Below are 14,991 nucleotides of genomic sequence, written 5' to 3' on the forward strand. Positions count from 1 at the left end.
GGACTCTGTGATGAAATCACTGCTGCTCTCTCTTTTATTACTGTGCCCGCTGCTGGCGACGGCTCAGCAAAGCATGCTGACCGGCAACCTGAGCAGCGTGGGCTCGGACACGCTGGGCTATCTGATGACGCTGTGGGGCGAAGATTTCAGCCGTCAGTCGCCGGGCGTCAACGTGCAGGTGCAGGCGGCGGGATCGTCGACGGCGCCGACCGCGCTGGCCGCCGGGGCCGCTCAGCTTGGCGCCATGAGCCGGCCGATGCAGGTGGATGAGCGTCAGCTGTTTATCGCGCGCTATGGTTATGCACCGCTGGCGGTGCCGGTGGCGATGGATGCGCTGGTGGTGGTGGTTAATCAGGACAATCCGCTGCCGTCCATCAGTCAGCCGCAGCTGGATGCATTGTTCTCCGTGACGCGGCTGTGCGGCGCACAGCAGGTGCCGCAGCGCTGGGGCGATGTTGGCCTGCATACGGCGAACTGGGCAACGCGCAGTATTCAGCGCTTTGGCCGTAACTCCGCTTCCGGCACCTGGGGCTTCTTCAAGCAGCAGGCGCTGTGTCGCGGCGATTTCCGCGCTGACGTCGCGGAGTTTCCCGGCTCGGCGGCGGTGGTGCAGGCGGTCGCCAGCACGCCGAACAGCATCGGCTATGCCAGCTTTGGCTTTCACCTGAGCGGCGTGAAAACCCTGCCGATCGTCACCGCCAGCGGCGACAGCGTCATGCCGGATGCCGAATCGATCCGCAGCGGCCGCTATCCGTGGTCGCGCCCGCTGTATATCTACGTTAACAAGGCGCCCGGCAAACAGCTGCCGCCGCTGGTCGCCGCCTTTCTGCAACAGGTGCTCTCTGCGCAGGGCCAGCGCCGCGTAACGGAGGCTGGCTACCTGCCGCTGTCCGACAGCCAGATCGCGCAGGCGCGCGCGGCGATTGCGCAAAACTAATTCACGCTGACCGATCATGAATTTTTTTCACGTCCCCTGAATTTTCTTCTATTGCCGCCGGCAGGGCGGCATGTCACTCTTATGGACATATAGCCATCCAGATGGCCAAAAATAACCGTACGCAATTATACCCTGACGCAATTATGCGCCAGTGCAGGAGTGAATATGCAACGCAACACCGCCCCGTTCCGCGCCGATACCGTCGGCAGTTTTCTGCGTCCCGCTGCCATTAAGCAGGCACGCGAGCAGTTCGCCAGTGGCACCCTCAGCGCCGACCAGCTGCGTCAGGTAGAAGACGATGCGATTCGCCAGGTGGTGGAGCAGCAGCGCGCCAGCGGTCTGCAGGTGGTGACCGACGGTGAATTCCGCCGCGCCTGGTGGCACTTTGATTTCTTTGGCCATCTGCACGGCGTTGAGCTGTTCGAGGCCGATCAGGGCATTCAGTTCAACGGCGTGCAGACCAAAGCGCACGGCGTGAAGGTCACCGGCAAAGTCGCTTTTAACCCGCAGCATCCGATGCTGGACCATTTCCGCTTCCTGCAAAGCGTGGCCGGCGATGCGGTGGCGAAAATGACCATTCCCAGCCCGAGCGTGCTGCACTTCCGCGGCGGCCGTAAAGTGATTGATGCCACGGTGTATCCGGATCTGGAGCAGTACTTCGCCGATCTGGCACAGACTTACAAAGAGGCGATCAAGGCGTTTTACGACGCTGGCTGCCGCTATCTGCAGCTGGATGACACCGTGTGGGCGTACCTGTGTTCAGGCGATCAGCAGCAGCAAATCCGCGAGCGCGGTGAAGATCCGCAACAGCTGGCGCGCATTTATGCGCAGGTGCTGAATCGCGCGCTGGAAGATAAACCGGCGGATCTCACCGTCGGTCTGCACGTGTGTCGTGGTAACTTCCGCTCGACCTGGATCTCGGAAGGCGGCTACGAGCCGGTGGCGGAAATTCTGTTTGGCAGCGTGAACATCGACGCGTTTTTCCTCGAGTACGATAATGAGCGCTCCGGTGGCTTTGAGCCGCTGCGTTTCATCAAACCCGGTCATCAGCAGGTGGTATTAGGGCTGATTACCACCAAAACCGGCGAGCTGGAAGACGCTGCACAGGTAAAGGCGCGCCTGCAGGAAGCGGCGCAGTTTGTCAGCCTCGACCAGATTTGCCTCAGCCCGCAGTGTGGCTTTGCGTCAACGGAAGAGGGCAACAGCCTGACCGAAGCGCAGCAGTGGCAGAAGATTCGTCTGGTTGTCGACATCGCACAACAGATGTGGTGATGCTGTAAAGTTGTGCAAACAGGCGCGTAAAGCGCGCCTTTTGTGCATCCCTGCGGCGGTTTCTGCAAGGAGATCGCCCGCTTTGCAGAAACTTTAAGCAAATCATCTCAGGTGTTTTCCGACTATTTCCTGCTTATCCACTGCGTTCTGACGCTTTCCTGTTATATCCTTCTGGTTTTCCGATCCTGTATTGCCTTTCTTCGCTATAAACGTTTTAATTTGCGCCGTTGTCGATTCATCCCTCTGTGAACAGAAGAAAAGCAGTTTAAATCACCTGCGCTGTACCGATTCGGCCCGCATAACGCACTGGTCAAGCCAGTTAAGCCATTGTTTTCGCGCATCCAGGGGACAACACAAACCCAACTTCCACCGCAACATCAGCTACAGGCAGTACAGAAGTTTATGACACATCGTTTAACCTCCAGGGACATCCTGGCGCTGGGCTTCATGACCTTTGCCCTGTTCGTTGGCGCAGGAAACATCATTTTCCCGCCTATGGTCGGTATTCAGTCTGGTGAACATGTCTGGATTGCCGCCTTCGGCTTCCTGATCACCGCGGTTGGTTTACCGGTGATGACCGTGATCGCGCTGGCGCGCGTTGGCGGCGGTATTGATGCGCTCAGCTCACCGATTGGTAAAGCGGCCGGTCTGCTGCTCGCCACCGTGTGCTATCTCGCCGTCGGCCCGCTGTTTGCCACGCCGCGCACCGCGACCGTTTCATTTGAAGTCGGGATTGCGCCACTGACCGGCGACGGCCCGCTGCCGCTGTTTATCTATAGCCTGGTGTACTTCGCGCTGGTGATCGGCATTTCGCTCTATCCAGGCAAGCTGCTGGACACCGTCGGCCACTTCCTCGCGCCGCTGAAAATTGTCGCGCTGACCATTCTGGGCGTCGCGGCGCTGCTGTGGCCGGCTGGCGGCATTTCGCCGGCCACCGCCGACTACCAGCGTGCGGCCTTCTCCAGCGGTTTCGTGAACGGCTATCTGACCATGGATACGCTCGGCGCGCTGGTGTTCGGTATCGTCATCGTTAATGCGGCGCGTTCGCGTGGCGTGGAAGACAGCAAACTGCTGACGCGCTATACCATGCTGGCTGGCGTGATCGCCGGTGTTGGCCTGACGCTGGTGTACCTCAGCCTGTTCAAGCTGGGCTCCGGCAGCGGCGCGATTGTCGATCAGAACGCTAACGGCGCGGCGATTCTGCATGCTTACGTGCAGCAGACCTTCGGCGGTATGGGCAGTGTCTTCCTCGCCGCGCTGATTTTCGTCGCCTGTATGGTTACGGCGGTGGGCCTGACCTGCGCCTGCGCAGAATTCTTTGCGCAATACCTGCCGTTGTCGTATAAAGCGCTGGTGTTTATTCTCGGCCTGTTCGCCATGCTGGTGTCGAACCTCGGTCTCAGCCACCTGATTCAGATTTCGATTCCGGTGCTGACGGCTATCTATCCGCCGTGCATTGTACTGGTGGTGCTGAGCTTTACCCTGAGCTGGTGGAATCGCAGCACGCGCATCATTGCGCCAACCATGCTGATCAGCCTGCTGTTTGGTATCGTCGACGCCATCAAAACCACCAGCTTTAAAGATGCGCTGCCGCTGTTTAGCCAGCATCTGCCGCTGGCCGATCAGGGTCTCTCCTGGCTGCCGCCGTCGCTGGCGATGCTGGTGATTGCTGCGGTGGTTGACCGGGTGAAAGGGCGTGAGCAGGTTGCCGTTCACCAGTAAGCGACATCGCTGTTAATTCCGACCACGGGCTTGCCCGTGGTTTTTTCATTTCCACAGGTACTGTTTGTTATGCAAGAAACCAATAAGCTCAAACGCGGACTGAGCACGCGCCACATCCGTTTTATGGCGCTGGGATCGGCGATCGGCACCGGGCTGTTTTACGGCTCGGCAGATGCCATCAAAATGGCAGGCCCCAGCGTACTGCTGGCCTACATCATCGGCGGCGCCGTGGCGTATATCATCATGCGTGCGCTGGGCGAGATGTCGGTTAACAATCCGCAGGCCAGCTCGTTTTCACGCTACGCGCAGGATTACCTCGGACCGCTGGCGGGCTATATCACCGGCTGGACGTACTGTTTTGAAATCCTGATTGTGGCGATCGCCGACGTCACGGCTTTTGGTATCTACATGGGCGTGTGGTTCCCGGAGGTGCCGCACTGGATTTGGGTGCTGTCGGTGGTGCTGATCATCGGCGCCATCAACCTGATGAGCGTGAAGGTGTTTGGCGAAGTGGAGTTCTGGTTCTCCTTCTTCAAAGTTGCCACCATCATCATCATGATCGTGGCCGGTTTCGGCATGATTTTCTGGGGCATCGGCAACGGCGGTCAGCCGACCGGCATCCATAACCTGTGGACCAACGGCGGCTTCTTTGCCCACGGTATCGTCGGCATGCTGCTGTCGCTGCAGATGGTGATGTTCGCCTACGGCGGCATTGAGATCATTGGCATCACCGCCGGCGAAGCTAAAGATCCGGCGAAATCGATCCCGCGCGCCATCAACTCCGTACCGCTGCGCATTCTGGTGTTCTATGTCGGCACGCTGTTTGTGATCATGTCGATCTATCCCTGGAACCAGGTCGGTACCGCAGGCAGCCCGTTCGTGCTGACTTTCCAGCACCTCGGTATTGCCGCCGCCGCCTCCATTCTGAACTTTGTGGTACTGACTGCCTCGCTGTCGGCGATTAACAGCGATGTGTTTGGCGTCGGCCGCATGCTGCACGGTATGGCGCAGCAGGGTCATGCGCCGAAGATGTTCATGAAGGTGTCGAATCGCGGCATTCCGTGGGTCACGGTGCTGGTGATGATGCTTGCTATGCTGGTGGCGGTGTATCTCAACTATCTGATGCCGGAAAAAGTGTTCCTGGTGATTGCCTCGCTGGCGACGTTTGCCACCGTGTGGGTGTGGATTATGATTCTGCTGTCGCAGATCGCGTTCCGCCACAAAATCGGCAAAGAGCAGGCCGGTAAGCTGCAGTTTGCTCTGCCGGGCGGCAGCGCTACGGCGTGGGTGGGAGTGCTGTTCCTTGCCTTTATCATCGCGCTGATTGGCTACTTCCCGGATACGCGTATCTCGCTGTACGTCGGGTTTGCTTGGATTGTTCTGCTGCTGCTGGCGTGGCCGCTGGCGAAGAAACGTAAAGCGTAAGAAGCTTTACCACGGGCGAAGCGAGACTTCGCCCGTGGTGCATTACCAGTTTTTCCCCAGCGCCATCTCTCCGCCGTACGGATTCAGGTGATTGTTGTCGTACCAGAGCGGCATGCCCTGATGAGTGACCAGACACCCCTGCGCATTACATAACGTCTCCTGTAGTGACAACACGCGTACGCCATACTGCTGATAATCCTTTAACAGATTTGCTACCGATGCGTTTGGCATCTGCATCTGCTGCGTGCGTTCCGCCGCCAGCGCCGCGCCATCCTGCGCGCTGAGCCAGCTATTGAGGCTGCGGCGCAGCGGTATATTGCGGTTATGGCTGTAGCGCAGCGGATCGAGCGTGATGGTCGGCACATCGTCTATAAGGGTGATCTTTTCCCCCGCCGCCAGCAGCTGCGCCACCACGGTATCCAGCCCGCTTTTCAGCGCCTGCAGATTGTCCTGCGCCGGATCGCGGAGACTGCGGAATCCGCTGCCCGGCTGCTCACTGAGGCCCGCCGCCCAGAACGCGCTAATCACCACTTCGTCTATTTTATCGCTCAGGATGATCGGCAAAACCCGCTGATTAAAATCGAGGCACTGCTGTGCATGCTGCGGTTTTTGCGGCATCGCGCGCGTGGCGTCAAGCAGGAAAGGGCAGGAGGCTTTGGTCAGCTGAAACAGCGGTTTCTGCTGCCGCCGGGCGTAATCGGCGACGTTGGCCGCCAGCGCGGCGGCATGGCTGTCGCCAATCAGCGCTATCGCCGGTGTGTCACTCTGCGGCTGGCACTGCGCATCGCGGGCGGGCCGTGTGGCGCCGTAATCCAGCAGGCAGGGATCGCGCTGGGCGGCGACTTTCCATTCGTCGCCGAGCTTCACCGCTTCACTGACGCGCGATTTCAGGCCACCGCTCTGCCACAGCAGCACCATGGCACCGGCTGCCAGCAGCGACGAGGCGCAGTAGCCGGGGATCAGCCAGCGCGTACCGCTGCGCGCCCGACGGAATGGCTGTTCGACGAAGCGCCAGGAGAGCCAGGCGATGACCAGCGCCACGGCACAGATGCTCAACGCCTGCCAGATGCTGAGCGGCCGATCGCTGCAGATGCGTGCCAGACTGAGCAGCGGCCAGTGCCACAAGTACCACGAGTAGGAAATTTTACCGATGAAGCGCATCGGCGCGTTCTCCAGCAGCCGCTGATTGAGCGGGCTGCGCGCACCGATCATCAGACAGGCCGCCAGCACCGGCAGCAGTGCCAGCCAGCCGGGAAAGCGATCGCTACGGCAGAGTAACAGCGTGGCACCGATGATCAGCAGCCAGCCAGCGAGATGACAGAGGCTGGCCAGCCGGCCGGTGACGGGGCGGGGTTGCCACAGCGCCAGCAGCACGCCTGCACCCAGCTCCCAGGCGCGGGTTGGCAGCAGATAAAACGCCTGAGTGCTGGAGAGGGGCGTTAACCACAGGCAGCCGGCCAGCGACAGCAGGCTGAGCAGTAGCACCACGCCCGTCATTGTGCGCCGCAGCCGCACGGCCAGCAGCAGAATAAACGGCAGCACGATATAGAACTGCTCCTCAATGCCCAGCGACCAGGTCATCAGCAGCGGATTGAGATCGGCATCTGCACTGAAATAGTCGCCGCTCTTCAGTAACAGCATATTGGGCACCGAGAGAAACACCGCCATGCTGTATTTTGCCAGCTGGCTTAATTCCAGCGGTGATAACAGCAGATAACCGAGCAGCAGCAATACCATCAGCATAAAAAACAGGGCGGGCGCAATACGCCGGATGCGGCGTAAATAAAACTGATAAAACGAGAAGGTGCCGGCGGTAATTTCTTTACTGATAATACCGCCAATTAAAAAGCCGGAAATAACGAAAAATATATCGACACCAATAAAACCGCCCGACACGGCGCTGACGCCGCAGTGGAACAGCACAACCAATATAATGGCGACAGCGCGCAGACCATCGATATCCGGACGATAGCGCAGCGAGACAGGTACAGACATAACAGGATCCCAGTTATTCAATGTTAATTTACGATTTTATTGCTGCGGATAAAAATAGCTCGGCGCATCCTGTCGCCGAAAAATGTAAAAAGAGAAAGGTATTACTAAGGGATGATTGACCCGTGCAGCATATCGCAGTTTTACAGCGCTAAGGCTTTTAAGGGAAAAAAAAGAAAAGTCTCAGATAACCGTGCCCATCAGCTTGCAGTTTATTGCTGTAATTTCGCTGCAGGAATAAGCCGGCGTAATCTGTCTGGCTTAACCCGGCGGCTGGCATCAGGGATAGACCACGGGGATTACCGCGCGCTGATCAATGGCGGTGCGCCAGTGCTCAAGCGTCGATTGATAAGGACACAGCGTGCCCACTGCCGTCTGGCGACAGTTTTGCTGATGCCACTCCTGGCGCAGCAGCGGGTGCTGCCGATCGATCGGCGTTAGCTGGCGCAGCGCGTCCAGACTCTGTGCCTGAAAATAGACGCGCAGCAGCAGCGTCTGCGTCTGGTTATCGCGCCAGCGCTCAAACACCAGGCTGCTGCCGGGCGGAATATTACCGCGCGCGTAGCCGGGCAGTTGCCAGCTGAAGCCGATCAGCGTGCGCAGCATGGCGATATTAGTATCGTGTGCCACCAGCAGCAGCCAGCGGGTGGAGGGCGTCGCCGCATCGTCCTGCAGGTTGCGCACTACCGCGTCGAGCAGAATCGATGCACGCTTTTGCGCGATATACGGCACATCATTACTCAGATCGTAATTGGCGGTCAGCAGCGGCAGCAGGGCGCTGATCTGCTGCGCCCGGGTGATGTTGCCCCACGCCAGCTGGCTGAACGGCAGATTTTCGCTCCAGCCGAGCCGTAAGGTTTCGGCCATGCTGGCCAGCACGCTGAGACCCTGCACGTAGGTATGGCCGCTTTTACTCTGCTTCAGCTGCCAGGGGCGATCGAAGAACGGGCAATCTGCCGCGCATACCGCCTGCCTGAGCTGCTGCACGGCGGGCTGTAAACGCTGCTGCAGTGCGGCGAGATCGCCGGCGCGCGCCGCGACCGCTGCCCGCTCCGTGGCAGCATCAGTTTGGCCGAACGGCAGTTTTTCGCTCTGAAATAGCGGATCGACCGTCCCCGCGACGTGATGAACTGCCACATCGCAGCCAGGAAAGGCGCCCTGCAGCAGCGCCTGCGCCGTGGCACGGGTGCGCTGCAGCGGACTGGCACGCACGTAGATTTGCCCGGCATCGGGACAGCCGGCGCGCAGCAGGCCGAGCTGGCGATAGTGTTCACCCTGCCAGCGACCTTTATTCACTACCGCTGCATAACCGTGTGCGGTGAGTTCGCCGTCGGCGCTGCGCCAGCGCGGCCAGGCGCGCTGGGTGGCGGCTTCGATTTCCGTGCGGTTACCTGCGGTGGGAGGACGCACGCCGTGACGGCTGATCTCTACCACTTTTTCCAGCTGGTAGCGCGGCTGCGCCTGCGCGGTGAGCGCCAGCAAAGCCAGCAGCGCGCTCAGCAGCAGACGTGTCATAACGTTGGCTGTGCCGGCAGCAGCGCTTTGAGCTGCGGATAGAGCACCGCGTTGGCCAGCAGCACCGGATTACCCTGTTGCAGGCCATGGTGGCTGAGATAATCGTTGGTGACGCCGCCCGCTTCGCGCATCAGCACAATGCCAGGCAGGCCATCCCACGGATTCATGTGCGCTTCGTAATAGCCAATCAGCCGGCCGGCGGCCGCCCAGGCGCTCATCAGCGCACCGGAACCGTTGCGGATAAACATGCCGCCCTGCGCCAGCAGCTGGCTGATAAAGGTGGTCAGCGGTTCAATCGGCTGGCTGTTCGAGCTGCTAAGGCCCAGCAGCCCCTGGTCGAGCCGCTGCGCGCTGTGTGCCTGAATGCGCTTGTCATTCACCCAGGCACCTTTGCCGCGGCAGGCGTGGAAGGTTTCCTGATGATTAGGATCGCTGACTACGCCAATCACCGGCTGATTGTCGCAGACAATCGCCAGCGAGACGCACCAGTTGTGCAGGCCGTTAAGAAAGCTGCTGGTGCCGTCAATCGGATCGATGACCCAGATAAAGCGCGCGCCGCTGACGTCACCGCCGCTCTCTTCACCCAGCACCGCATCGTCAGGAAAACGCTCATGAATCAGGTGTTTTACCAGCAGCTCAACGTTGCGATCCGCCTCACTGACCACATCCTGCAAATCCTTCTTGTGCTCCACCACCAGCTGATGGCGCTGCTGATACCACGCCAGCGCGCGGCTGGCGGCGGTTTTCGCCACCTCACAGGCATAGTGATAACGGGCATCTAATTCGGTTAGCGTAGCTGATGACATTTTTCCCTCTTATCATTCACTGGCAATCGACGTGGCGAACCACGCCGGATAAAGCGCCATGGCTGTGTGACTGGCTTAACAAAAGTTAAGCAAGGCTTCATTAAGCCGCAGATGGCTGCGGCTGGCAAGGGGAGGCAATGCGGGGCAGCGGCAAATTGTGCTTCACAGCTGCCGGGCGCGCGCGGCGGCCATCAGGCGTGGATAGAACTGGAAAAACAGCGGTTCGAGCTGGGTGTAGTGGTCGACAAAATCCTGATAGGAGTCGCGCAGCGCCGCCAGCCGTGGCCGGCGATGCGCCATGCCGCTTAGTACGCGCGCCAGCCGCGCCGGGTCAGCATAGTGTTCAAACCAGCGTTCGCGCCACATTACCGCGTTGAGCTCGATAAAATCGCCCGGCGTGCCGGGCAGTTGCGGCACAATGTCGCGCTCGGCGGCAGCGCTAAAGGCGGACAGCGACTGCGCCGGATGCAGCTGATCCCAGTGGCGCGCCAGGAAGTGGTCCCAGATCACGTCGAGGGTAATTGGCGCCACGCGGCGCGTTTCGGCGCGGAACAGCTGACGCGCGCTGCGCACTTCCGGCAGGTTATCGGTCAGCACATCAATGCGCCGGTGCAGGGCAATACCGGCCACCACCGGCTGCGGCCACTGCGCCTCAACGTTGCCGCGCACGAAGTCGGCCAGCAGATTACCCAGCAGTGAGCTGTCGGCCAGGGTTGCGAGGTGAAGGTGAGCAAGAAAGTTCATGGCGCATTATAGGCAGAATCACACCGGCGCAGCCAGTTGTTCAGAATTGCCCACTTTTCCGCTAAACTATGCCGCCTGTTTTTTGAGTCCTGAAGAAGTGATGCATGCGTGTAGCCGATTTTGCCTTTGAATTACCGGAATCTTTGATCGCCCACTATCCGCAGGCGCAGCGCAGCGGATGTCGCCTGCTGTCGCTGGATGGCCCGAGCGGGGCGCTGAACCATGGCGTGTTTACTGATGTGCTGGATAAGCTCAATCCGGGCGATCTGCTGGTGTTCAATAATACCCGGGTGATTCCGGCGCGCGTCTATGGCCGTAAAGCCAGCGGCGGCAAAATTGAGATGCTGGTTGAGCGCATGCTGGATGACAAACGCGTGCTGGCGCACGTGCGCGCCTCCAAAGCGCCGAAGCCAGGTGCCGAATTACTGCTGGGCGACGACGAAAGCGTCAAAGCCACCATGCTGGCGCGCCACGATGCGCTGTTCGAAATTGAGTTTGCGGACGATCGCGCGGTGCTGGATATCCTGAACAGCGTCGGCCATATGCCGCTGCCGCCGTATATCGATCGTCCGGATGAGGAAGCTGACCGCGAGCTGTACCAGACGGTCTACAGCGCGCGCCCCGGCGCGGTGGCAGCGCCGACCGCCGGTCTGCACTTCGATGAGCCACTACTGGCGGCGCTGAAGGCGAAAGGCGTGGAGATGGCGTTTGTGACGCTGCACGTCGGCGCTGGCACCTTCCAGCCGGTGCGCGTAGAGAACATCAACGATCACATCATGCACTCTGAATATGCCGAAGTGCCGCAGGACGTGGTGGACGCGGTGCTGGCGTGCAAAGCGCGCGGTAACAAAGTGGTGGCGGTGGGCACCACCTCGGTGCGATCGCTGGAGAGCGCAGCGCAGGCCTGCCAGGATGGGCTGATCGCGCCGTTTTTCGATGACACGCAGATCTTTATCTATCCGGGCTATCACTATCAGGTGATTGATGCGCTAATCACCAACTTCCACCTGCCGGAATCGACGCTGATTATGCTGGTTTCGGCGTTTGCCGGTTATCAACACACCATGGCGGCTTATCAAAGCGCGGTGGCGGAGCAGTACCGTTTCTTTAGCTACGGGGATGCGATGTACATCACCCGTAATCCACAGGCTCCCGACGAAATCGTTGGTGGCTGAGTAATCAGACTGTTTCTCTGATTATCGAAAGAGGTCAATGTGAAATTTGAATTAGATACCACCGACGGGCGCGCGCGCCGTGGCCGTCTGGTCTTTGATCGCGGCGTCGTGGAAACCCCGGCGTTTATGCCGGTCGGCACCTACGGCACGGTCAAAGGCATGACGCCGGAAGAAGTGAAAGAGACCGGCGCGCAGATCCTGCTGGGCAACACTTTCCACCTGTGGCTACGCCCGGGGCAGGAGATCATGAAACTGCACGGCGACCTGCACGATTTCATGCACTGGCAGGGACCGATCCTGACCGACTCCGGCGGCTTCCAGGTGTTCAGCCTCGGTGATATCCGTAAGATCACTGAAGCCGGCGTGCATTTCCGCAACCCCATCAACGGCGACCCGATTTTCCTCGACCCGGAAAAATCGATGGAGATTCAGTACGATCTCGGCTCCGATATTGTGATGATTTTCGACGAATGTACGCCGTATCCGGCGGACTGGGATTACGCTAAACGCTCGATGGAGATGTCACTGCGCTGGGCGCAGCGCAGCCGCGACCGCTTTGACGCGCTCGGTAACAAAAATGCGCTGTTTGGCATTATTCAGGGCGGGGTTTACGAAGATTTACGTGATGTCTCGGTTAAAGGTCTGGTAGAGATTGGCTTTGATGGGTACGCTGTGGGCGGCCTGGCGGTGGGTGAACCAAAAGAGGACATGCACCGCATCCTGGAACACGTCTGTCCGCAAATTCCGCAAGACAAACCGCGTTATTTGATGGGCGTCGGCAAACCGGAAGATCTGGTGGAAGGCGTTCGCCGCGGTATCGATATGTTTGACTGTGTTATGCCAACGCGTAACGCGCGCAATGGCCATCTGTTCGTCACCGATGGCGTGGTGAAAATCCGCAATGCGAAATACAAAGATGACACCGCGCCGCTGGATGCGGAGTGTGATTGTTACACCTGTCGCAATTACACGCGTGCCTACTTGCATCATCTTGATCGCTGTAACGAAATACTGGGCGCACGTCTGAACACCATCCACAATCTGCGCTATTACCAGCGTCTGATGGCGGGTTTACGCCAGGCCATCGAAGAGGGTAAATTAGAGCACTTTGTTAGCGAGTTCTACCAACGGACGGGCAAAGCGGTTCCACCGTTAAACGTCTGATAATTCTATCAATGAGGGAAATTTAATGAGCTTTTTCATTTCTGACGCCGTGGCCGCAGCTGGCGCTCCGTCTCAGGGAAGTCCGTATTCTCTGGTGATCATGCTGGTGGTTTTTGGTCTGATTTTCTACTTCATGATCCTGCGTCCACAGCAGAAGCGCGCCAAAGATCACAAAAAGCTGATGGATTCCATCTCCAAAGGTGATGAAGTGCTGACCAACGGTGGCCTGGTGGGACGCGTAACGAAAGTGGCTGAAACCGGCTACATCGCTATCGCCCTGAACGACACCACTGAAGTAGTGATTAAACGTGATTTCGTGGCCGCCGTTCTGCCGAAAGGTACAATGAAGGCGCTGTAATTTATTCTTCCCGAAGGGAACTGCCGTGTTAAACCGTTATCCTTTGTGGAAGTACATCATGCTGGTCGTCGTGATTCTCGTCGGCCTGCTGTATGCGCTTCCTAACCTTTATGGTGAGGATCCGGCCGTTCAGATCACTGGTGCGCGCGGTGGCGCCGCCAGTGAGCAAACGTTGGATCAGATCCAGACCGTATTAAAACAAGACAATATCCAGAGCAAATCCCTCGCGCTGGAAAATGGTGCCATTCTGGCCCGTTTCGCTAACACGGATATTCAGCTGCGCGCGCGTGAAGCCATCACCAATGCGCTGGGCGAAGATTTCGTCGTGGCGCTCAACCTGGCCCCTGCCACACCGCGCTGGCTGACCATGCTGGCCGCTGAACCGATGAAACTCGGCCTCGATCTGCGCGGCGGCGTGCACTTCCTGATGGAAGTCGACATGGATACTGCCCTCGGCAAGCTGCAGGAGCAGAATGCTGATGGCCTGCGCAGCGATCTGCGCGAAAAAAATATCCCTTACACCAACGTTAGCAAAATCGCTAACTATGGCACCGAAATACGCTTCCGCGACGGCGCCAGCCGTGATGCGGCCATCAGCTATCTGACGCCGCGCCATCGCGACCTGGTGATCACCAGCGCTGGCAGCGACACGCTGCGTGCGGTGATGACCGATGCGCGTCTGAGTGAAGCGCGCGAATATGCGGTGCAGCAGAACATCAACATCCTGCGTAACCGTGTGAACCAGCTGGGTGTAGCTGAGCCGCTGGTACAGCGTCAGGGCGCTGACCGCATCGTGGTTGAGCTGCCGGGTATCCAGGATACCGCGCGTGCTAAAGAGATTCTGGGTGCTACCGCAACGCTGGAGTTCCGCCTGGTCAACACCTCGGTGGATCCGAGCGCAGCCGCCAGCGGCCGCGTGCCGGGTGACTCGGAAGTGAAAAAGACGCGTGAAGGTCAGCCGGTGGTGCTGTACAAGCGCGTGATTCTCACCGGTGACCACATTACCGACTCGACGTCCAGTATGGATGAGTACAACCAGCCGCAGGTGAATATCTCGCTTGATGGCGCCGGCGGTAACATCATGTCCAACTTCACCAAGGACAACATCGGCAAGCCGATGGCGACCCTGTTTGTGGAGTACAAGGACAGCGGTAAGAAAGATGCGAACGGTCGTGCGATTCTGGTGAAGCAGGAAGAAGTGATTAACGTGGCGAACATTCAGTCGCGCCTCGGCAACAGCTTCCGTATTACCGGTATCAGCAACCCGAACGAAGCGCGTCAGCTGTCGCTGCTGCTGCGTGCCGGTGCGCTGATTGCGCCAATCCAGATTGTGGAAGAGCGGACCATCGGTCCAACCATGGGCCAGCAGAACATCACGCAGGGTCTCGAAGCCTGTCTGTGGGGTCTGATCGCCTCCATCATCTTTATGGTGGTGTTCTACAAGAAGTTTGGTCTGATTGCGACCAGCGCACTGCTGTGCAACCTGGTGTTGATTGTCGGCATCATGTCACTGTTACCGGGCGCCACGCTCACCATGCCGGGCATTGCCGGTATCGTGCTGACGCTGGCGGTGGCGGTGGATGCTAACGTGTTGATTAACGAACGTATTAAAGAAGAACTGCGTAACGGACGCTCGGTACAGCAGGCGATTCATGAAGGCTATAAAGGCGCCTTCTCCAGTATCGTCGACGCCAACGTCACCACGCTGATTAAAGTCATCATTCTTTATGCGGTCGGTACCGGCTCGATCAAAGGGTTTGCGATTACCACGGCTATCGGTATCGCGACTTCCATGTTCACCGCTATCGTCGGCACCCGTGCCATCGTTAACCTGGTGTACGGCGGCAAACGCATCAATAAGCTGTCTATCTGAGGAGTGCG

General features: G+C 58.9%; 12 protein-coding genes. 8 read left to right on the plus strand and 4 right to left on the minus strand.

Going from position 1 to position 14,991, the window contains the following annotated elements:
* Window positions 1-10 precede the first annotated feature (10 nt).
* The 4 genes from C1Y42_RS00605 (at window position 11) to proY (ending at window position 5,356) form a co-directional block, all read left to right on the plus strand.
* Window positions 11-937: a PstS family phosphate ABC transporter substrate-binding protein gene (locus C1Y42_RS00605; RefSeq protein WP_059010572.1), complete on the plus strand. Its 927-nt coding sequence runs from the start codon at window positions 11-13 to the stop codon at window positions 935-937.
* Between the two features lie 165 nt (window positions 938-1,102).
* Window positions 1,103-2,209: a cobalamin-independent methionine synthase II family protein gene (locus tag C1Y42_RS00610; RefSeq protein WP_104092642.1), complete on the plus strand. Its 1,107-nt coding sequence runs from the start codon at window positions 1,103-1,105 to the stop codon at window positions 2,207-2,209.
* Window positions 2,210-2,611: 402 nt separating this feature from the next.
* Entirely contained in the window at window positions 2,612-3,931 is a 1,320-nt protein-coding gene (brnQ, locus tag C1Y42_RS00615; RefSeq protein WP_021507147.1) for a branched-chain amino acid transporter carrier protein BrnQ, read from the plus strand.
* Window positions 3,932-4,000: 69 nt separating this feature from the next.
* Complete coding sequence (gene proY / locus C1Y42_RS00620) at window positions 4,001-5,356, plus strand: proline-specific permease ProY (RefSeq protein WP_058775216.1); 1,356 nt, start codon at window positions 4,001-4,003, stop codon at window positions 5,354-5,356.
* Between the two features lie 42 nt (window positions 5,357-5,398).
* Here the strand turns inward: proY and C1Y42_RS00625 are convergent, their stop codons facing one another.
* From C1Y42_RS00625 to C1Y42_RS00640, 4 genes are all read right to left on the minus strand, one after another.
* Window positions 5,399-7,351, minus strand: a complete 1,953-nt coding sequence (locus C1Y42_RS00625) for an acyltransferase family protein (RefSeq protein ID WP_104092643.1) — start codon at window positions 7,349-7,351, stop codon at window positions 5,399-5,401.
* Between the two features lie 276 nt (window positions 7,352-7,627).
* A complete protein-coding gene (locus C1Y42_RS00630; protein ID WP_104092644.1) occupies window positions 7,628-8,863 on the minus strand; it encodes a histidine-type phosphatase in 1,236 nt (411 codons plus the stop codon).
* The gene (locus tag C1Y42_RS00635; protein WP_058757972.1) at window positions 8,860-9,669 is read right to left on the minus strand and encodes an inositol monophosphatase; all 810 of its coding nucleotides are present in this window, start codon (window positions 9,667-9,669) and stop codon (window positions 8,860-8,862) included. The genes C1Y42_RS00630 and C1Y42_RS00635 overlap by 4 nt, the downstream gene beginning before the upstream one ends.
* Before the next feature lie 162 nt (window positions 9,670-9,831).
* Window positions 9,832-10,413, minus strand: a complete 582-nt coding sequence (locus C1Y42_RS00640) for an ACP phosphodiesterase (protein ID WP_058781210.1) — start codon at window positions 10,411-10,413, stop codon at window positions 9,832-9,834.
* Between the two features lie 104 nt (window positions 10,414-10,517).
* On the opposite strand from C1Y42_RS00640, the gene queA reads away from it, so the two are divergent.
* The 4 genes from queA to secD are packed head-to-tail and all read left to right on the plus strand — an operon-like array spanning window position 10,518 to window position 14,983.
* Window positions 10,518-11,588 (plus strand): tRNA preQ1(34) S-adenosylmethionine ribosyltransferase-isomerase QueA, encoded by a 1,071-nt coding sequence (queA, locus tag C1Y42_RS00645; protein ID WP_021507153.1) that lies wholly within the window; start codon window positions 10,518-10,520, stop codon window positions 11,586-11,588.
* 39 nt (window positions 11,589-11,627) lie between these two features.
* Entirely contained in the window at window positions 11,628-12,752 is a 1,125-nt protein-coding gene (gene tgt, locus C1Y42_RS00650; RefSeq protein WP_021507154.1) for a tRNA guanosine(34) transglycosylase Tgt, read from the plus strand.
* Between the two features lie 25 nt (window positions 12,753-12,777).
* Window positions 12,778-13,110 (plus strand): preprotein translocase subunit YajC, encoded by a 333-nt coding sequence (gene yajC, locus C1Y42_RS00655; protein WP_021507155.1) that lies wholly within the window; start codon window positions 12,778-12,780, stop codon window positions 13,108-13,110.
* Window positions 13,111-13,135: 25 nt separating this feature from the next.
* Complete coding sequence (gene secD / locus C1Y42_RS00660) at window positions 13,136-14,983, plus strand: protein translocase subunit SecD (protein WP_071813591.1); 1,848 nt, start codon at window positions 13,136-13,138, stop codon at window positions 14,981-14,983.
* The last annotated feature ends 8 nt before the right edge of the window (window positions 14,984-14,991 follow it).

The organism is Pantoea sp. ICBG 985 (genome assembly GCF_002928365.1).
GTDB lineage: Bacteria > Pseudomonadota > Gammaproteobacteria > Enterobacterales > Enterobacteriaceae > Pantoea > Pantoea dispersa.